The sequence below is a fragment of the Bacillus sp. FSL W8-0920 genome, from assembly GCF_038593215.1.
Classification (GTDB): Bacteria; Bacillota; Bacilli; order Bacillales; family Bacillaceae; genus Bacillus; species Bacillus pumilus.
This window is the reverse complement of the sequence record NZ_CP151974.1, coordinates 125,049-145,596: the sequence shown is the minus strand read 5'-3', so window position 1 is coordinate 145,596 and position 20,548 is coordinate 125,049. Positions and strand designations below refer to the sequence as shown.

General features: G+C 42.5%; 24 protein-coding genes. All 24 read right to left on the bottom strand.

Features of this window, described 5'->3' with window-relative positions:
• Positions 1 to 21: 21 nt before the first annotated feature.
• The 24 genes from rpsH to rpoB all read right to left on the bottom strand — a co-directional run bounded on the left by rpsH (position 22) and on the right by rpoB (position 20,514).
• Complete coding sequence (rpsH, locus tag NSS78_RS00805) at positions 22 to 420, bottom strand: 30S ribosomal protein S8 (protein ID WP_003217040.1); 399 nt, start codon at positions 418 to 420, stop codon at positions 22 to 24.
• Positions 421 to 451: 31 nt separating this feature from the next.
• Positions 452 to 637 carry a 30S ribosomal protein S14 gene (rpsN, locus tag NSS78_RS00800; RefSeq protein WP_008356542.1) on the bottom strand — a complete coding sequence of 62 codons (186 nt, stop codon included), beginning with the start codon at positions 635 to 637 and terminating at the stop codon, positions 452 to 454.
• A gap of 22 nt (positions 638 to 659) precedes the next feature.
• Positions 660 to 1,199: a 50S ribosomal protein L5 gene (gene rplE, locus NSS78_RS00795; protein ID WP_003217159.1), complete on the bottom strand. Its 540-nt coding sequence runs from the start codon at positions 1,197 to 1,199 to the stop codon at positions 660 to 662.
• Positions 1,200 to 1,224: 25 nt separating this feature from the next.
• Positions 1,225 to 1,536: a 50S ribosomal protein L24 gene (rplX, locus tag NSS78_RS00790; RefSeq protein ID WP_003217151.1), complete on the bottom strand. Its 312-nt coding sequence runs from the start codon at positions 1,534 to 1,536 to the stop codon at positions 1,225 to 1,227.
• Between the two features lie 35 nt (positions 1,537 to 1,571).
• Positions 1,572 to 1,940 carry a 50S ribosomal protein L14 gene (gene rplN / locus NSS78_RS00785; protein WP_003216882.1) on the bottom strand — a complete coding sequence of 123 codons (369 nt, stop codon included), beginning with the start codon at positions 1,938 to 1,940 and terminating at the stop codon, positions 1,572 to 1,574.
• Positions 1,941 to 1,979: 39 nt separating this feature from the next.
• Complete coding sequence (rpsQ, locus tag NSS78_RS00780; RefSeq protein WP_003216906.1) at positions 1,980 to 2,243, bottom strand: 30S ribosomal protein S17; 264 nt, start codon at positions 2,241 to 2,243, stop codon at positions 1,980 to 1,982.
• A 25-nt stretch (positions 2,244 to 2,268) separates the two neighbouring features.
• Positions 2,269 to 2,469 (bottom strand): 50S ribosomal protein L29, encoded by a 201-nt coding sequence (gene rpmC, locus NSS78_RS00775; RefSeq protein WP_003217155.1) that lies wholly within the window; start codon positions 2,467 to 2,469, stop codon positions 2,269 to 2,271.
• Positions 2,459 to 2,893: a 50S ribosomal protein L16 gene (rplP, locus tag NSS78_RS00770; protein WP_003217039.1), complete on the bottom strand. Its 435-nt coding sequence runs from the start codon at positions 2,891 to 2,893 to the stop codon at positions 2,459 to 2,461. Before rplP ends, rpmC begins: the two co-directional genes overlap by 11 nt.
• A 1-nt stretch (position 2,894) precedes the next feature.
• The gene (gene rpsC / locus NSS78_RS00765) at positions 2,895 to 3,551 is read right to left on the bottom strand and encodes a 30S ribosomal protein S3 (protein WP_003217241.1); all 657 of its coding nucleotides are present in this window, start codon (positions 3,549 to 3,551) and stop codon (positions 2,895 to 2,897) included.
• Between the two features lie 3 nt (positions 3,552 to 3,554).
• On the bottom strand, positions 3,555 to 3,896 hold the full coding sequence (gene rplV, locus NSS78_RS00760; protein WP_007496316.1) for a 50S ribosomal protein L22: 342 nt from the start codon (positions 3,894 to 3,896) through the stop codon (positions 3,555 to 3,557).
• 17 nt (positions 3,897 to 3,913) lie between these two features.
• On the bottom strand, positions 3,914 to 4,192 hold the full coding sequence (rpsS, locus tag NSS78_RS00755) for a 30S ribosomal protein S19 (RefSeq protein ID WP_003216920.1): 279 nt from the start codon (positions 4,190 to 4,192) through the stop codon (positions 3,914 to 3,916).
• 57 nt (positions 4,193 to 4,249) lie between these two features.
• On the bottom strand, positions 4,250 to 5,083 hold the full coding sequence (gene rplB / locus NSS78_RS00750) for a 50S ribosomal protein L2 (RefSeq protein ID WP_003217065.1): 834 nt from the start codon (positions 5,081 to 5,083) through the stop codon (positions 4,250 to 4,252).
• A 28-nt stretch (positions 5,084 to 5,111) separates the two neighbouring features.
• Positions 5,112 to 5,399: a 50S ribosomal protein L23 gene (gene rplW, locus NSS78_RS00745; RefSeq protein WP_003217016.1), complete on the bottom strand. Its 288-nt coding sequence runs from the start codon at positions 5,397 to 5,399 to the stop codon at positions 5,112 to 5,114.
• The gene (gene rplD, locus NSS78_RS00740) at positions 5,399 to 6,022 is read right to left on the bottom strand and encodes a 50S ribosomal protein L4 (protein WP_003217216.1); all 624 of its coding nucleotides are present in this window, start codon (positions 6,020 to 6,022) and stop codon (positions 5,399 to 5,401) included. The genes rplW and rplD overlap by 1 nt, the downstream gene beginning before the upstream one ends.
• Positions 6,023 to 6,049: 27 nt before the next feature.
• The gene (gene rplC / locus NSS78_RS00735) at positions 6,050 to 6,679 is read right to left on the bottom strand and encodes a 50S ribosomal protein L3 (protein WP_003217069.1); all 630 of its coding nucleotides are present in this window, start codon (positions 6,677 to 6,679) and stop codon (positions 6,050 to 6,052) included.
• A gap of 37 nt (positions 6,680 to 6,716) precedes the next feature.
• Positions 6,717 to 7,025: a 30S ribosomal protein S10 gene (rpsJ, locus tag NSS78_RS00730; RefSeq protein WP_003156464.1), complete on the bottom strand. Its 309-nt coding sequence runs from the start codon at positions 7,023 to 7,025 to the stop codon at positions 6,717 to 6,719.
• Positions 7,026 to 7,243: 218 nt separating this feature from the next.
• Positions 7,244 to 8,203, bottom strand: coding sequence for an alpha/beta hydrolase (locus tag NSS78_RS00725; protein ID WP_327840894.1), 960 nt, complete (start codon positions 8,201 to 8,203; stop codon positions 7,244 to 7,246).
• A 109-nt stretch (positions 8,204 to 8,312) separates the two neighbouring features.
• Positions 8,313 to 9,503 carry an elongation factor Tu gene (gene tuf, locus NSS78_RS00720; protein ID WP_003217109.1) on the bottom strand — a complete coding sequence of 397 codons (1,191 nt, stop codon included), beginning with the start codon at positions 9,501 to 9,503 and terminating at the stop codon, positions 8,313 to 8,315.
• A 118-nt stretch (positions 9,504 to 9,621) separates the two neighbouring features.
• Positions 9,622 to 11,700 (bottom strand): elongation factor G, encoded by a 2,079-nt coding sequence (gene fusA / locus NSS78_RS00715; RefSeq protein ID WP_050945820.1) that lies wholly within the window; start codon positions 11,698 to 11,700, stop codon positions 9,622 to 9,624.
• Between the two features lie 54 nt (positions 11,701 to 11,754).
• A complete protein-coding gene (rpsG, locus tag NSS78_RS00710) occupies positions 11,755 to 12,225 on the bottom strand; it encodes a 30S ribosomal protein S7 (protein ID WP_003216884.1) in 471 nt (156 codons plus the stop codon).
• Positions 12,226 to 12,345: 120 nt separating this feature from the next.
• Complete coding sequence (gene rpsL, locus NSS78_RS00705; RefSeq protein ID WP_003216962.1) at positions 12,346 to 12,765, bottom strand: 30S ribosomal protein S12; 420 nt, start codon at positions 12,763 to 12,765, stop codon at positions 12,346 to 12,348.
• A 112-nt stretch (positions 12,766 to 12,877) separates the two neighbouring features.
• Positions 12,878 to 13,126 carry a 50S ribosomal protein L7ae-like protein gene (locus tag NSS78_RS00700; RefSeq protein WP_003216985.1) on the bottom strand — a complete coding sequence of 83 codons (249 nt, stop codon included), beginning with the start codon at positions 13,124 to 13,126 and terminating at the stop codon, positions 12,878 to 12,880.
• A 145-nt stretch (positions 13,127 to 13,271) separates the two neighbouring features.
• Complete coding sequence (rpoC, locus tag NSS78_RS00695) at positions 13,272 to 16,871, bottom strand: DNA-directed RNA polymerase subunit beta' (RefSeq protein WP_050945821.1); 3,600 nt, start codon at positions 16,869 to 16,871, stop codon at positions 13,272 to 13,274.
• Between the two features lie 61 nt (positions 16,872 to 16,932).
• A complete protein-coding gene (rpoB, locus tag NSS78_RS00690) occupies positions 16,933 to 20,514 on the bottom strand; it encodes a DNA-directed RNA polymerase subunit beta (RefSeq protein ID WP_003217223.1) in 3,582 nt (1,193 codons plus the stop codon).
• Positions 20,515 to 20,548: the final 34 nt, after the last annotated feature.

Genomic DNA, 20,548 nt, shown 5'->3' with positions numbered 1-20,548 from the left:
TCCATTCATCTTAAACTTTTTTTACCATACGTAAGCAAGTACTTCTCCACCAGCTTGTTTAGCACGGGCTTCTTTGTCCGATAAAACACCTTGTGATGTAGAAATAATTGCGATTCCAAGTCCGTTAAGTACACGTGGTACTTCATTTGATTTCGCATATACACGTAAACCAGGTTTACTGATTCTTTTAAGACCAGTGATAACACGTTCGTTGTTTTGGCCATATTTAAGGAACATACGGATAATTCCTTGTTTGCTGTCTTCTACATATTCAACGTCACGGATAAAACCTTCACGCTTTAAGATTTCAGCAATTTCTCTTTTGATTTTTGAAGCCGGTACTTCTAGCTTCTCATGACGTACCATGTTCGCATTGCGAATACGAGTCAGCAAATCTGCAATCGGATCTGTCATAACCATTATTTAATAACCTCCTTCCCATTTATGGGGATTACCAGCTGGCTTTTTTAACGCCAGGAATTTGTCCTTTATATGCAAGTTCGCGGAAACAAATACGGCAAAGTTTAAACTTGCGAATTACTGAATGTGGACGTCCACAACGTTCGCAGCGCGTATACTCTTGAACTTTAAACTTTTGTTTGCGTTGTTGTTTCGCAATCATAGACTTTTTAGCCACGATTTCGCCTCCCTTTCATTGATTATTTCTGGAACGGCATACCTACTTGAGTTAATAGCTCACGTGCTTCTTCGTCCGTATTGGCAGTCGTAACGATAACGATATCCATACCGCGGACTTTTGTTACTTTATCGTAATCAATTTCTGGGAAGATTAACTGTTCTTTAATACCAAGCGTGTAGTTTCCACGACCGTCGAAAGATTTCTTAGAAATCCCGCGGAAGTCACGTACACGTGGTAAAGATACAGAAATAAGTTTATCAAGGAAATCGTACATGCGCTCTCCGCGAAGTGTTACTTTCGCACCGATTGGCATTCCTTCACGTAGACGGAATCCAGCAATAGACTTCTTCGCACGAGTAACGACAGGTTTTTGACCAGCGATAAACGTTAATTCTTCAACAGCAGTATCGATTGCTTTAGCGTTTTGAACGGCGTCACCAACACCCATGTTGATCACGATTTTTTCGATTTTTGGCACTTGCATTACTGATTTGTATTCAAACTTAGAAACTAATGCAGGTGTAATTTCTTTTACATACTTTTCTTTAAGGCGGTTCATGAGAAAGACCTCCCTTCCTTATTTACTATTTATCTAGAACTTGCCCAGATTTTTTCGCTACACGGACTTTCTTTCCGTCCTCAACTTTATACCCAACACGTGTCACTTCACCCGTTTTAGGATCAAGCGGCATTACGTTTGATACGTGGATCGGCGCTTCTTGTTCAGAAATTCCGCCCTGAGGGTTAGCTTGGGTTGGTTTAGAGTGTTTTTTCACAAGGTTAATACCTTCTACTAAAACACGGTCATTCTTAGGGAAAGCAGCAAGGATGACTCCTTGTTTACCTTTATCTTTACCAGAGATAACCACTACTTTATCGCCCTTTTTAACATGCATTTAATCGCACCTCCTTGAGTCGCGGATTGTATTCATTAAAGTACTTCTGGTGCTAGAGAAACAATTTTCATATAGTTGTTTTCACGAAGTTCACGTGCTACTGGTCCGAAGATACGAGTTCCACGTGGGCTCTTGTCGTCACGGATAATGACACATGCATTTTCATCGAAGCTGATGTAAGATCCATCGTTTCTGCGAGCTCCGCTCTTTGTACGAACGATAACTGCTTTCACAACTTCACCTTTTTTGACAACGCCTCCTGGTGTTGCTTGTTTAACCGTACAAACAATGACATCACCGATGTTAGCCGTCTTACGTCCAGAGCCACCAAGAACTTTAATCGTTAGTACTTCGCGTGCGCCAGAGTTGTCAGCTACTTTTAAACGAGTCTCCTGTTGAATCATTAATGTTACCTCCTTTCGGAAAAAGAAATCCGAACTTTATTAGATAATAACGGCTTCTTCGACAACTTCAACTAGACGAAAGCGTTTAGTCGCAGATAAAGGACGAGTTTCCATGACCTTTACGATGTCTCCGATTTTTGCTTGGTTGTTTTCATCATGTGCTTTGAACTTTTTAGAGTATCTTACACGTTTGCCATAAAGTGAATGCTTTTTGTATGTTTCAACTACAACAGTGATGGTTTTATCCATTTTGTCAGAAACAACACGACCTTGATACACTTTACGTTGGTTACGTTCGCTCATGTTTGCGGGGCCTCCCCTCTAATTATTATTTATTAGCAGCGATTTCTCTTTGACGAATCACAGTTTTCATGCGTGCGATTGATTTACGCACTTCACGAATGCGAGCAGTGTTTTCAAGCTGCCCAGTCGCTAATTGGAAACGAAGATTGAAAAGTTCTTCTTTAAGAGACTTTACTTTTTGTTCAATTTCAGCAGTGGTAAGGTCACGAATTTCATTAGCTTTCATTTGATTCACCACCAATTTCTTCACGTTTTACGAACTTCGTTTTAATTGGCAATTTGTGAGATGCAAGACGAAGAGCTTCACGAGCAACTTCTTCAGACACACCAGAAATTTCAAATAAAACTTTGCCTGGTTTTACTACAGCCACCCATCCTTCTGGAGCACCTTTACCGGAACCCATGCGGACCTCTAGAGGTTTAGCTGTGTATGGCTTAGAAGGGAAAATTTTAATCCAAACTTTACCGCCACGTTTCATGTAACGAGTCATAGCAATACGAGCAGCTTCGATTTGACGGTTCGTGATCCAAGAAGCTTCTTGAGCTTGGATACCGTACTCACCGAAATGTACTTCAGTACCACCTTTTGCACGTCCACGCATTTTTCCACGATGTTCTCTGCGATACTTCACGCGTTTTGGCAATAACATATTATTTTCCTCCTTCCGCAGTATTCTTCTTAGTTGGAAGGACTTCTCCACGATAGATCCATACTTTTACGCCAAGCTTACCATAAGTAGTGTCAGCTTCAGCAGTAGCATAGTCGATGTCAGCACGAAGTGTGTGCAACGGAACAGTACCTTCACTGTAATATTCAGAACGAGCAATATCTGCACCGCCAAGACGACCAGAAACCATTGTTTTGATTCCTTGTGCTCCAGCACGCATTGTGCGTTGGATTGTTTGTTTTTGTGCACGACGGAATGAAATACGATTTTCAAGTTGACGAGCGATGTTTTCAGCAACTAGCTGAGCATCAAGATCTGCTCTTTTGATTTCAAGGATGTTGATGTGTACACGTTTGCCAGTTAGGCTGTTAAGAGCTTTACGAAGTGCTTCAACTTCAGATCCGCCTTTACCAATTACCATACCTGGTTTAGCCGTGTGGATTGTGATATTTACGCGGTTTGCAGCACGTTCGATTTCTACTTTAGAAACAGACGCGTCAGACAAACGCTTGCTGATGAATTCACGGATTTTCAAGTCTTCATGTAAGAAGTCAGCGTAATCTTTTCCTGCGAACCATTTAGATTCCCAATCACGAATGACGCCAATACGAAGACCTACTGGATTTACCTTTTGACCCACGGATTATCCCTCCTTCTTTTCTGATACAACGATTGTAATGTGGCTAGTACGTTTGTTAATTGCGCTCGCACGACCCATAGCACGTGGACGGAATCTCTTAAGTGTTGGACCTTCGTCAACGAATGCTTGAGTAATCACTAGGCTGTTAGCGTCCAACTCGTAATTGTGCTCAGCGTTTGCGATAGCAGATTTTAATACTTTTTCAATAATTGGTGAAGCAGCCTTAGGTGTAAGGTTTAAGATAGAAACTGCTTCTCCTACTTGCTTACCTCGGATCAGGTCCATTACTAGACGTGCTTTACGAGGAGCAATACGGACTGTTCTTGCGACAGCTTTAGCTTGCATTTAAAAGCCTCCTCTCATTAGCGTCTTGTTTTTTTATCGTCACTAGCATGACCTTTGTAAGTACGGCTTGGTGCGAATTCGCCCAATTTGTGACCTACCATATCTTCAGAAATGAAAACAGGTACATGTTTGCGTCCGTCATAGACAGCGATTGTGTGACCGATGAATTGTGGGAAAATTGTAGAACGACGAGACCAAGTTTTTACGACTTGCTTTTTGTCAGTTTCATTCAATTTCTCGACTTTAGCCATCAAATGATCATCAACAAATGGTCCTTTTTTTAAGCTGCGAGCCATTGTGGAACCTCCCTTCGTGATTGAACTACGGTCCTAAATGAACCGTAGACAACCCCGTTACTTGTTTTTACGACGACGTACAATGAATTTATCAGACTTGTTGGTTTTCTTACGAGTCTTGAATCCAAGAGTCGGTTTGCCCCATGGAGACATTGGTGATTTACGTCCGATTGGAGCACGTCCTTCACCACCACCGTGTGGGTGATCGTTAGGGTTCATTACAGAACCACGAACTGTTGGGCGTACGCCTTTCCAGCGTGAACGTCCAGCTTTACCGATGTTAATTAATTCGTGTTGCTCGTTTCCAACTTGACCGATAGTCGCACGGCAAGCAGAAAGAATCATACGAACTTCTCCTGAGTTCAAACGTACAAGAACGTATTTACCTTCTTTACCAAGAACTTGAGCAGAAGTACCAGCAGAACGAACTAATTGTCCACCTTTACCTGGTTTTAATTCAATGTTATGCACAACTGTACCAACTGGGATGTTGATAAGTGGAAGAGCATTACCTGGTTTGATGTCAGATTCTGGTCCAGAAGTAACTTCAGTACCAACTTGGATTCCTTTCGGAGCAAGAATGTAACGTTTCTCACCATCTGCATAGTTTACAAGAGCGATGTTCGCTGAACGGTTTGGATCATACTCGATTGTAGCAACGCGTCCAGGTATACCGTCTTTATCACGTTTAAAGTCGATGATACGGTATTGACGTTTATGACCGCCACCTTGATGACGAACAGTCATTCTACCTTGGTTGTTACGTCCGCCTTTTCTGTGAAGCGGCGCAAGCAACGATTTTTCTGGTTTGTCAGTCGTGATTTCAGCAAAATCTGAAGTAGTCATGCCACGACGACCATTACTGGTTGGTTTATACTTTTTAATCGCCATTTTGAATTTCCCTCCTTCTTTTTAAGATTTACGCTTCAAAAATTTCGATTTCTTTGCTGTCAGCTGTTAATTTCACGATCGCTTTTCTGCGACGGCTAGTCATACCAGTGTAGCGTCCAACGCGTTTAGATTTCCCTTTGTAATTTTGAACGTTGACTTTCTCAACTTTCACTCCAAAGATTTCTTCAACAGCGTCTTTCACTTCTGTTTTGTTAGCTCTGACATCAACTTCGAACGTGTACTTCTTCTCTGTCATTAGATCAGCAGAACGTTCAGTAATGATAGGGCGCTTTAGAACATCACGAGGATCTTTCATTATGCAAGTCCCTCCTCTACTTTTTCAACCGCTGCTTTAGTGATCAGAAGTTTCTCGTGGTTGACAACGTCAAGAACGTTGATACCGTTAGCTTCAACAACTGTTACTCCAGGGATGTTACGAGCAGATAAAGCAACTGTTTCGTTTGCATCCGCAGTGACGATCAACGCTTTCTTCTCGACAGATAATCCTTTAAGGATGCCTGCGAATTCTTTCGTTTTCACTGCATCAAGAGTCAGATCTTCAAGAACGATGATGTTGTTGTCGATTACTTTAGAAGACAATACTGACTTGATAGCCAAGCGGCGAACTTTTTTAGGTAATTTATAAGAATAGCTGCGTGGTGTTGGACCGAATACGATACCGCCTCCGCGCCATTGTGGTGAACGGATAGAACCTTGACGAGCACGACCAGTACCCTTCTGTCTCCAAGGCTTACGACCTCCGCCACGTACTTCAGAACGAGTTTTTACTTTGTGAGTTCCTTGACGTAAGGAAGCTCTTTGCATAAGAATAGCATCGAATACTACGCTTTCGTTTGGCTCGATTCCAAACACAGAAGCGTTTAATTCGATTTCACCGTTAGTAGAACCGTTTTGGTTAAATAATGCTACTTTTGGCATGACTTGTTTCCTCCTTTCCTAAGAGAGTTATTTAGATTTAACTGCACTCTTTACAGTTACTAGAGATTTTTTAGCTCCTGGTACATTTCCTTTGATCAATAGAAGATTGCGTTCTGCATCAACTTTAACGATCTCAAGGTTTTGGACAGTGATTTGCTCTCCGCCCATACGACCTGGAAGAAGTTTACCTTTGAATACTCGGTTTGGATCAACAGGTCCCATTGAACCAGGACGACGGTGGTAACGTGAACCGTGAGTCATTGGTCCGCGTGATTGTCCGTGGCGCTTGATAGCCCCTTGGAATCCTTTACCTTTTGATGTTCCTGTTACATCTACGATATCTCCATTTGCGAAAATATCAACTTTGACTTCCTGACCAACTTCATACGCATCTAACTCCGCACCGCGTAATTCTTTTACGAAGCGCTTAGGAGCAGTTTCCGCTTTAGCAACGTGGCCCTTCTCTGGTTTGTTAGAAAGCTTTTCACGTTTGTCGTCAAAACCGATTTGGATTGCTTCATAGCCATCCGTGTCAGCAGTCTTCTTTTGAAGAACAACGTTAGCAGCAGCCTCAACAACAGTTACAGGGATAAGATCACCGTTTTCTGCGAATACTTGCGTCATACCAATTTTTCTACCTAAGATTCCTTTGGTCATTAGTCACACCTCCTATAATATGTGTTTTCTATTTGAATTAAAGTTTGATTTCGATATCTACACCAGATGGTAAATCTAAACGCATAAGTGCATCAACTGTTTGTGGAGTTGGATTCACGATGTCGATTAGACGTTTGTGAGTACGCATCTCAAATTGCTCACGAGAATCTTTGTACTTATGCACCGCACGAAGGATTGTGTAAACTGATTTTTCAGTTGGAAGCGGAATTGGACCAGATACACTAGCACCAGAACGCTTAGCCGTTTCAACAATCTTCTCAGCAGATTGATCAAGAATTCTATGATCATATGCTTTTAAACGAATACGAATTTTTTGTTTTGCCATTATTTTCCCTCCTTTTCGCCTACTTACGTTAGACAGTTCTCCGTGAGAAAAACCTGATCACCTTGCCATGGCAAAGCGGCCGGGTGTGTCAGCAACCTCTCACTTCATCGCAGTCAAAGACCAACATGCACTATTGTACCAAATTGGCCTGCGTGTTGCAATAATAAATCGGATAAATTTATGATTTGCACACTTTTCATATTATACAGGGGTTGAGCCTATAAATCAAGCTTTCCCTGAAGATGATGTACAGCCGTCTTTTTTATGGTACGAATAAATTCTTCTGGTTCTTCTAGATGCGGGGAATGTGCAGATTCTTTAAAGGTGAACCATTCTTTGACTGGTGCTGTTAATTGCTCAACATAAGGTTTTGATACAGCAGCTGGTGTAATCATGTCATATTCACCAATGATAAAGTAACAAGGTATTAATATAGTAGAAACTCGGTATTCAATGCTCTCATTCATCAATTCATTCCATAGCATGTCCTGACTAAGCTTCTGTCCTTTAAGGAAATTCCACTTATCTTTGAGCTGATATTCCTTACTAAAAAGAAATCCGCGTAGCATTTGAATCAGCGGCTTCCACCTATGTGTGAGACCTACGCTTCCGAGCTCTTTATATAGAGAGAACAGAGCATGAGCTGATATTCGTTTCCACGGAGGAGGCGTCAGTAATCGCAGGCAACAAGTAAACAACCGATTTCGTTCGCATTTCTCCAAAAGAAGCTTGTATGACACAATATCTTCTTTTATTACATCTACTACCTGACTAATTCCATAATAAGCGTGATATAGATCTGGGCGCTTATGTACTGCTTGTATGGCGATTAATGACCCCCATGAATATCCGGCGATGTACAATTTTGATTGACCTAGATATGAAAGGACTTTCTCTGTCAGTTCAATCGTATCTTCAATAAATTGCTGAATGGTCATAGAAGTATTGGGGAGGTTCTTTTGATAGGAAAGTCCCGCACCTCGCTGATCCCAATGAACAACTGTAAAATCGTGATTAAGTTCCTCATGAAATGAGTCGATATAGCTGATTTGAGCGGAGCCGGGCCCACCGTGTAAAAATAATAGAACAGGCTTCGCTTCACTTGTGTGATCTTCTTTGATCATAATCCATTGGTCAACCCCGCCGATTAACCATTTCTTCAAATATGTCTTCGCCATTCCAGTGATCCTCTCGGTTCCATTTAGATTCTATAGCTTATAGTAGCCGTTCTGATCTGGAAAAGCAAAAAAAGAGACCCTTTTGCAAGGAGTCTCTTTTAAATGTTTATTACTTAATGATATTTGAAACGACGCCAGAACCTACAGTACGTCCACCCTCACGGATAGAGAAACGAGTTCCTTCTTCGATAGCGATAGTAGAGATAAGTTCAACTTCCATCTCAGTGTTATCGCCAGGCATAACCATTTCAGTACCTTCTGGAAGATGTACGATACCAGTTACGTCAGTTGTACGGAAGTAGAACTGCGGACGGTAGTTAGCGAAGAATGGAGTATGACGTCCACCCTCTTCTTTAGAAAGTACATAAACTTCAGCTTTGAAACGGCTATGTGGAGTGATTGTACCTGGTTTAGCAAGTACTTGACCACGTTGGATATCTTCACGAGATACACCACGAAGTAGTGCACCGATGTTGTCACCAGCTTCAGCATAGTCAAGAAGTTTACGGAACATTTCAACACCTGTAACAGTTGTTTTACCATTGTCTTCTTGAAGACCGATGATTTCAACTTCGTCACCGACTTTAACTTGTCCACGCTCAACACGACCAGTAGCAACAGTTCCACGACCAGTGATTGAGAATACATCCTCAACTGGCATCATGAATGGCTTCTCAATGTCACGTTCTGGAGTTGGGATGTACTCATCAACCGCATCCATAAGTTCAAAGATTTTTGCTTCGTAATCAGCATCTCCTTCAAGAGCTTTAAGAGCAGAACCTTTGATAACTGGAACATCATCACCAGGGAAGTCATAGTCAGAAAGAAGGTCGCGAACTTCCATTTCAACAAGTTCAAGTAACTCTTCATCGTCAACCATGTCACATTTGTTAAGGAATACTACGATGTATGGTACACCTACGTTACGAGAAAGTAGGATGTGCTCACGTGTTTGTGGCATTGGACCATCAGCAGCAGATACTACTAAGATCGCGCCGTCCATTTGAGCAGCACCAGTGATCATGTTTTTAACGTAGTCAGCGTGTCCTGGGCAGTCTACGTGTGCATAGTGACGAGTGTCTGTTTCATACTCGACGTGTGAAGTTGAGATTGTGATTCCACGCTCGCGCTCTTCTGGAGCACCATCGATTTGGTCATATCCCATAGCTGATCCTTTACCAGACTTCTTATGAAGAACTGTTGAGATAGCAGCAGTTAGAGTTGTTTTACCATGGTCAACGTGTCCAATTGTACCAATGTTAGCATGCGATTTGGAACGGTCGAATTTTTCTTTAGCCATTCTAAAAATCCTCCTTAAAGGTTCATTGTATTTGGTATAGAGTGATAGAAAGTGAAGAGTTACCTCTCACTTTCTGATCTTCAATAGTAGTTATACTTTAGTTTAAAGGCAAAATCAATTATTCACCTTTATTTTTTTTGATGATTTCTTCACTGATGCTCTTAGGCACTTCTTCGTAGTGATCCATGTGCATAGTGAAAGTACCGCGTCCTTGTGTGTTAGAACGGAGTGAAGTTGCATATCCGAACATTTCAGAAAGTGGAACCATTGCGCGAACAACTTGAGCGTTACCGCGAGCTTCCATACCTTCTACACGTCCACGACGAGATGTGATATCACCCATGATGTCTCCCATGTATTCTTCAGGGATAACGACTTCCACTTTCATCATTGGCTCAAGTAGAACTGGGTTACATTTGCTGACAGCATTTTTCAATGCCATAGATGCAGCAATTTTAAACGCCATTTCGTTCGAGTCAACATCGTGGTATGATCCATCAAATAATTTAGCTTTGATGTCGATTAATGGGAATCCAGCTAATACACCATTTTCAAGTGAATCTTCAAGACCTGCTTGAATAGCTGGAATGTATTCACGAGGAACAACCCCACCGACGATTGCATTTTGGAATTCGAAGCCTGCGCCTTCTTCGTTTGGTTCGAATTCGATCCAAACGTGTCCGAACTGACCACGTCCACCAGACTGACGTACGAATTTACCTTCAACTTTTGCACCAGAACGGAATGTTTCACGGTACGCAACTTGAGGAGCACCTACGTTAGCTTCAACCTTGAACTCACGCTTCATACGGTCAACAATGATATCAAGGTGAAGCTCACCCATACCAGAGATGATCGTTTGACCAGTTTCAGGGTTTGTTTGTGTACGGAATGTTGGATCCTCTTCAGCTAGTTTAGCTAAAGCGATACCCATTTTATCTTGGTCAGCTTTTGATTTAGGCTCGATTGCTACATCGATAACTGGCTCTGGGAATTCCATAGACTCAAGGATAACAGTATCTTTCTCGTCACAAAGAGTGTCACCAGTAGATGTATCTTTAAGACCAACAGCTGCTGCGATATCCCCTGCATATACAGTAGAGATTTCTTCACGGCTGTTTGCGTGCATTTGAAGGATACGTCCAACACGCTCACGCTTGTTCTTAGAAGAGTTCTTCACGTATGAACCTGAAGCAAGTGTTCCAGAGTATACGCGGAAGAAAGTAAGTTTCCCAACATAAGGGTCAGTCATAACTTTAAATGCAAGAGCTGCGAATGGTGCGTCATCAGTAGACTCACGAACAACCTCTTCATTTGAATCTGGCAGGATACCTTTGATTGCAGCAACATCAGTTGGTGCAGGAAGGTAATCAAGCACAGCATCAAGTACAAGCTGAACACCTTTGTTTTTGAAAGCAGATCCAACAAGAACTGGGTAGAATTCAACATTCAACGTTCCTTTACGGATTGCAGCTTTCAATTCAGGAATTGTAATTTCTTCACCCTCAAGGTATTTTTCCATAAGCTCTTCATCAAGCTCAGCGACAGCTTCAATAAGGCTGTTGCGAAGCTCTTCAGCTTTGTCTTTATACTCAGCAGGGATTTCTTGTGCATCAGAGCGAGTTCCAAGGTCATCTTCGTAGAAGTATGCTACGTTATCTACAAGGTCGATGATTCCTTCGAATTGATCTTCAGCGCCGATCGGCAATTGAATTGCATGAGCGTTCGCTTGAAGACGATCTCTTAATGTGCCTACAGAGTAAAGGAAGTCCGCACCGGTTTTATCCATTTTGTTAACGAATACGATACGAGGTACTCCGTAAGTTGTTGCTTGGCGCCAAACTGTTTCAGTTTGTGGCTCTACACCTGATTGTGCATCAAGAACTGCTACCGCACCATCAAGTACACGTAAAGAACGTTCAACTTCAACAGTGAAGTCTACGTGTCCTGGTGTATCGATGATGTTTACACGGTAACCTTTCCATTGTGCTGTAGTAGCAGCAGAAGTGATTGTAATACCACGTTCTTGCTCCTGCTCCATCCAGTCCATTTGGGAAGCTCCTTCGTGAGTTTCACCAATTTTATGGATACGACCAGTGTAGTATAAGATACGCTCAGTCGTTGTCGTTTTACCAGCATCAATGTGAGCCATGATACCAATATTACGAGTTTTGTCTAAGGAGAACTCTCTTGCCATTGGGTAATTTCTCCTTCCTTATTAGGGAATAGTTTTTTTAGTTTGGTATAAATCCTACCAGCGGTAGTGAGCGAATGCTTTGTTCGCTTCTGCCATTTTGTGTGTATCTTCACGTTTCTTAACAGCAGCACCAGTGTTGTTAGCTGCGTCAAGGATTTCGTTAGCAAGACGCTCTTCCATCGTTTTTTCTCCACGAAGACGAGCGTAGTTTACTAACCAGCGAAGACCTAAAGTAGTACGACGGTCTGGGCGAACTTCTACAGGAACTTGGTAGTTAGCTCCACCTACACGACGTGCTTTAACTTCAAGAACTGGCATGATGTTTTTCAAGGCTTGTTCGAAAACCTCCATCGCTTCATTACCAGTACGTTCTTTGATGATATCAAATGACTTGTAGAGAATTGTTTGTGACTTTCCTCTTTTACCGTCGATCATCATTTTGTTGATCAAACGAGATACAAGTTTAGAATTGTAAATTGGATCTGGCAATACGTCTCTTTTTGCTACAGGACCTTTACGTGGCATCTGATAGCCTCCCTTCTCATTTAAAAGGATTTCTATCTGTCTCTCATCTCAATATCATTGTCAGTTGCCTGACTCCACTGATCTGATATCAACTTCTAAAAACCCTTATGTTTGTTTGTATTATTTACTTTGTTTAGGGCGTTTTGTTCCGTATTTAGAACGTCCTTGCATACGACCGTCAACTCCGGCAGTATCAAGCGCACCACGAACGATGTGGTAACGTACACCCGGTAAGTCTTTTACACGTCCGCCACGGATAAGTACTACACTGTGCTCTTGTAGATTATGTCCGATACCAGGAATGTAAGCTGTTACCTCAATCAGGTTAGACAAACGTACACGAGCATATTTACGTAGTGCTGAGTTTGGTTTTTTCGGTGTCATTGTGCCGACACGAGTACAAACCCCGCGCTTCTGTGGAGATGTTACGTTAGTGTGCTCTTTTTTGAAACTGTTGTATCCTTTGTTAAGTGCAGGAGACTTTGAGTTTTCAACTTTACTCACGCGTCCTTTGCGTATTAGCTGATTAATTGTAGGCATGTTGTTATTCCTCCCTTCGTTGCTTTTTTTATAACCCACATACCCAGGTGGTTCATTAAAAGGCAAAAAACAATGCTTTTGCATTTACACATGCAAAAACAAAACAAGTACGCTATAACATAATGGCAACAGCTGCTGCCCCAACTTCAATTCCGCAGGCTTTGCCGAGCTTTTTCATGGAATCTACCACTAAAATGTCTACACCCTTCTCTTGCGCTAGTTTTGTTACACTAGCTGTTAAAGCAGGATCAGCATCTTTCGCTACGACGATTTCCTTTACTGAATCTCGTTTCAGAGCTTTTACTGTTTGCTTCGTACCAATAATAATGGATTGAGCCTGTGATACTTTATCATAAGACATCGAATATCCTCCAAAGTAACAGGTTTTATTTTGAGCACCTTGGTTATATTATCATCATGGCAGAAGGATGTCAATATCATATGACAGATTATCTTGACATCCTTCACCATTTTTTGATGATTTTATAGGAATCTCACGAGAAAGATTACTCTACAGGCACCATATCGTCAGACGGTTGCACTTGTGAAACCGGCTTAACTTTACGGTAGTTTGGCATTCCTGTTCCAGCTGGAACAAGTTTACCGATGATAACATTCTCTTTCAAGCCAAGCAGTTCATCACGTTTTCCTTTGATCGCCGCATCTGTTAGGACACGAGTCGTTTCTTGGAAGGATGCTGCAGACAAGAATGAGTCTGTTTCAAGCGATGCTTTTGTAATACCAAGAAGAACTGGGCGGCCTGTTGCAGGGCGCTTGCCTTCGAATAGTACTTTTTTGTTCGCTTCAGTGAATTGATGTACATCAAGAAGTGTGCCTGGTAATACATCTGTATCCCCTGCATCAGCGACACGCACTTTACGAAGCATTTGGCGAACCATTACCTCAACGTGCTTATCTCCGATTTCTACCCCTTGCATACGGTATACTTTTTGTACTTCATGAAGCAGATATTCTTGAACAGCTGTCATGTCAGTCACTTTAAGAAGTTCTTTCGGATCGATCGAACCTTCTGTCAGTACTTGACCACGAGTAACTTTGTCACCTTCAACAACTTTCAGACGTGCATTGTAAGGAGCTGTGTAAGAGCGAGTTTCAACGTCGCCTTGAACCACAATTTCCTGCTGCTTGTCACGAACATCGTTAATTTCAGCAACGACACCATCAATTTCAGAAATCGTCGCTTGCCCTTTCGGATTACGCGCTTCAAATAGCTCTTGGATACGAGGTAAACCTTGTGTGATATCGTCTCCTGCTACCCCACCGGTGTGGAACGTACGCATTGTAAGCTGTGTTCCTGGCTCACCGATTGATTGAGCAGCGATGATTCCAACTGCTTCACCGACTTCAACGTCAGTACCAGTTGCAAGGTTACGGCCGTAGCATCGTTTACATACACCATGAGGCGTGTTACATGTAAATGCAGAACGGATCCATACTTCCTCAATTCCTGCTTCAACTACTTCAAGTGCTTTATCTTCATCAATTAGTTCGTTTTCGCCAACAATGACTTCGCCCGTTTCAGGATGAACAATTGGTTTTCTTGCAAAACGTCCAATTAGACGTTCTTCAAGTTTCTCAATAATTTCATTTCCTTCTCTAATGGACTTTGCCAAGATACCACGGTCTGTACCGCAATCTGTTTCACGGATGATAACATCCTGTGCAACGTCGACGAGACGACGCGTGAGGTAACCTGAGTCAGCTGTTTTAAGGGCTGTATCGGCAAGACCTTTACGCGCTCCGTGAGTGGAAATAAAGTATTCCAATACGGTTAAACCTTCACGGAAACTAGATTTGATCGGAAGTTCAATGATACGTCCAGCCGGGTTGGCCATCAGACCACGCATACCAGCCAGCTGAGTGAAGTTAGATGCGTTACCACGCGCCCCAGAGTCACTCATCATGTAGATTGGGTTGACTTCATCAAGGGACTTCATCAGTTTACCTTGGATGACATCTTTAGAAGAACTCCAGATCGAAATGACTCTCTCGTAACGCTCTTCTTCAGTAATCAAACCACGTCTGAATTGCTTCATGACGTTATCTACTTTTGCTTGCGCTTCTTCGAGGATCTTCTGTTTATCATCTAATACGACGATATCAGACACCCCAACCGTAATACCCGCTTTAGTAGAGTATTTGAAACCAAGATTTTTCATGCGGTCAAGCATTTTAGATGTCTCAGTGATATGGAATCTCTTAAAGATTTCCGCAATGATTTTACCTAAAATACCTTTTTTGAACGGCGCATTGATTTCTTGTTTCTCAATCGCAGCTTTGACATCTTCACCTTTTTCAAGGAAGAAGCGGTCAGGCGTTTTTTCTTCAATATTGCTCTTTGTCGGCTCATTCATGTAAGGGAATGATTCCGGTAAGATTTCGTTAAAGATTAGTTTTCCAACTGTTGTAATCAACAATTTAGAACGCTGTTCATCAGTGAATGTCACATTCTTCAACGAGTTAGCTGCAACAGCTACACGTGTATGAAGATGCACATACCCATTTTGATAAGCTAGAAGGGCTTCGTTCGTATCTTTGAAGATCATACCTTCTCCGATAGCACCTTTACGCTCAAGTGTAAGGTAGTAGTTACCAAGCACCATATCCTGAGATGGCGTAACAACAGGTTTTCCATCTTTCGGGTTCAAAATGTTTTGAGCAGCAAGCATTAAGATACGAGCTTCAGCTTGAGCCTCAGCAGATAATGGTACGTGAACCGCCATTTGGTCACCGTCAAAGTCAGCGTTGTAGGCTGTACATACAAGTGGATGCAGACGAATTGCGCGTCCTTCCACAAGTGTAGGTTCAAACGCTTGAATACCAAGTCTGTGAAGAGTCGGTGCACGGTTTAGTAAGACTGGATGCTCACGAATCACTGATTCTAAAACATCCCATACTTCCGGCTGCACGCGCTCAATTTTACGCTTCGCACTCTTGATGTTGTGAGCTAAACCTTTTTCAACAAGCTCCTTCATCACGAATGGTTTGAATAATTCAAGAGCCATTTCTTTCGGAAGTCCACACTGATACATTTTCAAATGTGGTCCTACGACGATAACGGAACGTCCAGAATAGTCAACACGTTTACCAAGCAAGTTTTGACGGAAACGTCCTTGTTTCCCTTTCAGCATATGAGAAAGAGATTTCAATGGTCTGTTTCCTGGTCCTGTTACTGGTCGGCCTCTACGTCCATTATCAATCAAGGCATCGACAGCTTCTTGAAGCATACGCTTCTCGTTCTGAACGATGATGCTTGGCGCGCCAAGATCTAATAAACGTTTCAGACGATTGTTACGGTTGATGACACGACGATAAAGGTCGTTTAAGTCAGAAGTAGCAAAACGTCCACCATCAAGCTGAACCATTGGACGTAATTCTGGCGGAATAACCGGAAGTACATCAAGAATCATCCATGATGGTTTGTTTCCTGAGTTACGGAAGGCTTCTAGCACTTCAAGGCGTTTAATCGCACGAGTACGACGCTGTCCTTGAGCAGTTTTCAGCTCTTCTTTCAGTGCATCTACTTCTTTTACAAGATCGATATCTTGAAGAAGTTTATTGATTGCTTCTGCACCCATAGCTGCTTGGAATGTATTACCGTATTTATCTAAATAAGCACGGAATTCCTTCTCAGAAAGAAGTTGTTTCTTCTCAAGCGGTGTGTTGCCAGGATCTGTCACGACGTATGAAGCGAAGTAAATCACTTCTTCTAACGCACGTGGTGACATATCAAGAACAAGACCCATACGGCTTGGGATACCTTTGAAATACCAAATGTGGGAAACTGGGGCAGCCAGTTCGATATGCCCCATTCTCTCACGACGGACTTTTGCCCGTGTTACTTCTACACCACAACGGTCACATACAACACCCTTATAACGAACGCGTTTATACTTTCCACAATGACATTCCCAGTCTTTTTGTGGTCCGAAGATACGTTCACAAAAGAGACCATCTTTTTCAGGTTTCAGTGTACGATAGTTAATCGTTTCAGGCTTTTTCACTTCACCAAAAGACCAAGAACGGATTTTATCAGGTGATGCGAGACCGATGTTCATATACTCAAAATTGTTCACATCTAGCAAGGGGCCTACCTCCCTTTTAATCTTCGGGTTATACCCTAGTCACTTGCTCTAATCGTTTCTGCTATTCTTTTGTGACTGCGTCACGTTCAAGATCGACAGGTGCGAGGTCTGCAGCATCTTCGTCATTAGATAACGCTAATCCGTCTGCTTTCTTCGTTTCCTCATCGTCTTCTAAATCTCTCATTTCTATCTCTTCTTCATCGCCAGATAGGATTTTGACATCCATACCTAAACTTTGAAGTTCTTTAATTAACACTTTGAATGATTCAGGGACACCTGGTTCAGGGACGTTATCCCCTTTGACGATGGCTTCGTATGTTTTCACACGACCCACAACGTCATCCGATTTAACTGTTAAGATCTCTTGAAGTGTGTATGCTGCACCGTAAGCTTCAAGTGCCCATACTTCCATCTCTCCGAAACGCTGACCACCAAACTGTGCTTTACCGCCAAGTGGCTGCTGCGTAACAAGTGAGTATGGTCCAGTTGAACGAGCGTGAAGTTTGTCGTCAACCATGTGAGCCAGTTTGATCATGTACATGATTCCGACTGATACACGGTTATCGAATGGTTCACCAGTTCGACCGTCATAAAGGACTGTTTTCGCATCACGGGACATACCTGCTTCTTCAAGCGTTTCCCAAACATCTTCCTCACGCGCACCATCAAATACTGGTGACGCAATGTGGATGCCAAGGTAACGTGCTGCCATACCCATATGAAGCTCAAGTACCTGACCGATGTTCATACGAGATGGTACCCCTAGAGGGTTTAACATGATATCAATCGGTGTTCCATCTGGAAGATACGGCATATCTTCTTCTGGAAGGATTTTAGAGATAACCCCTTTGTTACCATGTCGTCCAGCCATTTTGTCACCTTCAGAAATTTTACGCTTCTGAACGATGTATACGCGGACTAATTGGTTAACACCTGGAGGTAATTCATCTCCATCTTCACGGTTAAAGACTTTGACATCGTGGATAATTCCGCCGCCGCCGTGTGGAACACGTAGAGATGTATCACGTACTTCACGAGCCTTTTCACCGAAGATTGCATGTAATAGACGTTCTTCAGCTGTTAGTTCTGTTACACCTTTAGGCGTTACTTTCCCTACAAGAAGGTCTCCGTCTTTTACTTCTGCACCGATACGGATGATTCCACGCTCGTCAAGGTTGCGTAAAGCATCTTCCCCAACGTTTGGAATATCACGAGTGATTTCTTCCGGTCCAAGCTTTGTATCACGAGCTTCTGATTCATATTCTTCAATATGGATAGACGTGTAGACGTCATCTTTTACAAGGCGCTCACTCATGATGATCGCATCCTCGTAGTTATAACCGTCCCAAGTCATGAAGCCGACCATGACGTTACGTCCTAGAGCCAATTCACCTTTTTCCATTGAAGGACCGTCTGCAAGGATTTCTCCTTTTACGACTTCATCTCCAACACTTACGATTGGACGCTGGTTGTAGCAAGTCCCTTGGTTAGAGCGGACAAATTTCAGCAAGCTGTATTTGTCTAGGTTTCCTTTGACTTGTTGTCCGTCGACATCTTCATAGCGGCGAACCCAAATATTTTTAGCTTCAACACGTTCTACAACACCTGGGTAACGGCAGATGACAGCAGCACCAGAGTCTTTACCTGATACATACTCCATACCTGTACCAACAATCGGTGATTCCGGCTGCATCAAAGGCACAGCCTGACGTTGCATGTTTGCTCCCATTAGAGCACGGTTAGAGTCATCGTTTTCTAGGAATGGGATACATGCTGTCGCTGCAGAAACAACCTGCTTTGGCGAAACGTCCATGTAGTCAACGCGGTTTCGAGGAACAACGGTGTTTTCTCCTCTGAAACGAGCAATGATATTATCATCGATAAACGAACCATCTTCACCTAATATAGCGTTCGCTTGTGCTACTACGTAGTTATCCTCTTCATCCGCAGTTAAGTAATCGATTCTTGGTGTCACTTTACCTGTTTCAGGATCAACCCGGCGGTAAGGTGTTTCAATAAAGCCGAAACGATTCACTTTTGCAAATGAAGATAGAGAGTTGATCAAACCAATGTTTGGACCCTCTGGTGTTTCAATCGGACACATACGACCATAGTGAGAGTAGTGAACGTCACGAACTTCCATTCCTGCACGCTCACGTGTCAAACCACCAGGCCCAAGCGCTGACAGACGACGTTTGTGCGTCAATTCAGCAAGCGGGTTTGTTTGATCCATGAACTGAGAAAGCTGAGAGCTACCAAAGAACTCTTTGATAGAAGCGATCACAGGACGGATGTTGATCAGTTGCTGAGGTGTGATCGTGTTTGTGTCTTGGATCGACATTCTTTCACGAACAACACGCTCCATTCTGCTTAAACCAATACGGAATTGGTTTTGCAGAAGCTCACCTACAGAACGCAGGCGACGGTTACCAAGGTGATCGATATCATCTGTGTCACCTACACCATGAAGAAGATTGAAGAAGTAACTGATCGATGCAATGATGTCAGAAGGCGTGATGTTTTTCACAGCTTCCTCTACGTATGCATTCCCGATCACGTTGATCACTTGCTCGCCTTCTTGATCAGACGGTGCATAAATCTTAATAGATTGAAGTTCTACTTCATCTTCTACTACGCCACCATTTGGATAAAGCTTTCTAAATCCGATGCCGTTTTCTAAGTATGGAAGAACTTTATCAAGAACTCTTCTGTCTAAAATTTGACCTTTTTCTGCTAGGATTTCACCTGTTTCAGGGTCAACTAACGTTTCAGCCAATTTTTGATTGAACAGTCTATTTTTAATATGAAGCTTTTTATTAATCTTGTAGCGTCCAACATTTGCTAGGTCATATCTCTTCGGATCGAAGAAGCGAGAGTCTAGCAGGCTTTTCGCATTTTCAACAGTTGGCGGCTCTCCAGGACGGAGGCGCTCGTAGATTTCGAGAAGTGCTTTATCCGCATTCTCTGTATTGTCTTTTTCCAGCGTGTTGCGTAAGTATTCATTCTCGCCAATGAGGTCAAGAATCTCTTGATCAGAGCTGAAGCCGAGAGCACGCAAAAGAACCGTAACCGGCAACTTACGTGTGCGATCGATGCGTACATAGACTACATCCTTCGCATCAGTTTCGTATTCTAACCATGCGCCACGGTTTGGAATGACAGTCGCAGTAAAACCTTTTTTACCGTTTTTGTCTACTTTACCACTGAAATATACACTTGGAGAACGTACTAACTGAGAAACGATTACACGTTCCGCACCGTTAATGATAAAAGTACCTGTGTCTGTCATGATTGGGAAATCACCCATGAACACATCTTGGTCTTTTACTTCTCCAGTTTCTTTGTTAATTAAACGAACTTTTACTCTTAGTGGAGCAGAGTAAGTTACATCACGTTCTTTTGATTCTGCTACAGGATACTTAGGATCCCCTAGGCTGTAATCAATGAATTCAAGAGAAAGGTTACCAGTAAAATCCTCAATTGGGGATATATCTTGAAACATCTCTCTAAGACCCTCATCAAGAAACCACTGATAAGAAGAGGTTTGAATTTCAATGAGATTTGGTAATTCTAACACTTCGCTTATGCGTGCGTAGCTTCTGCGCTGGCGGTGTCGTCCATACTGAACTAGTTGACCTGTCAACTGATTCACCCCTCAAATCATGCGTATTATATGT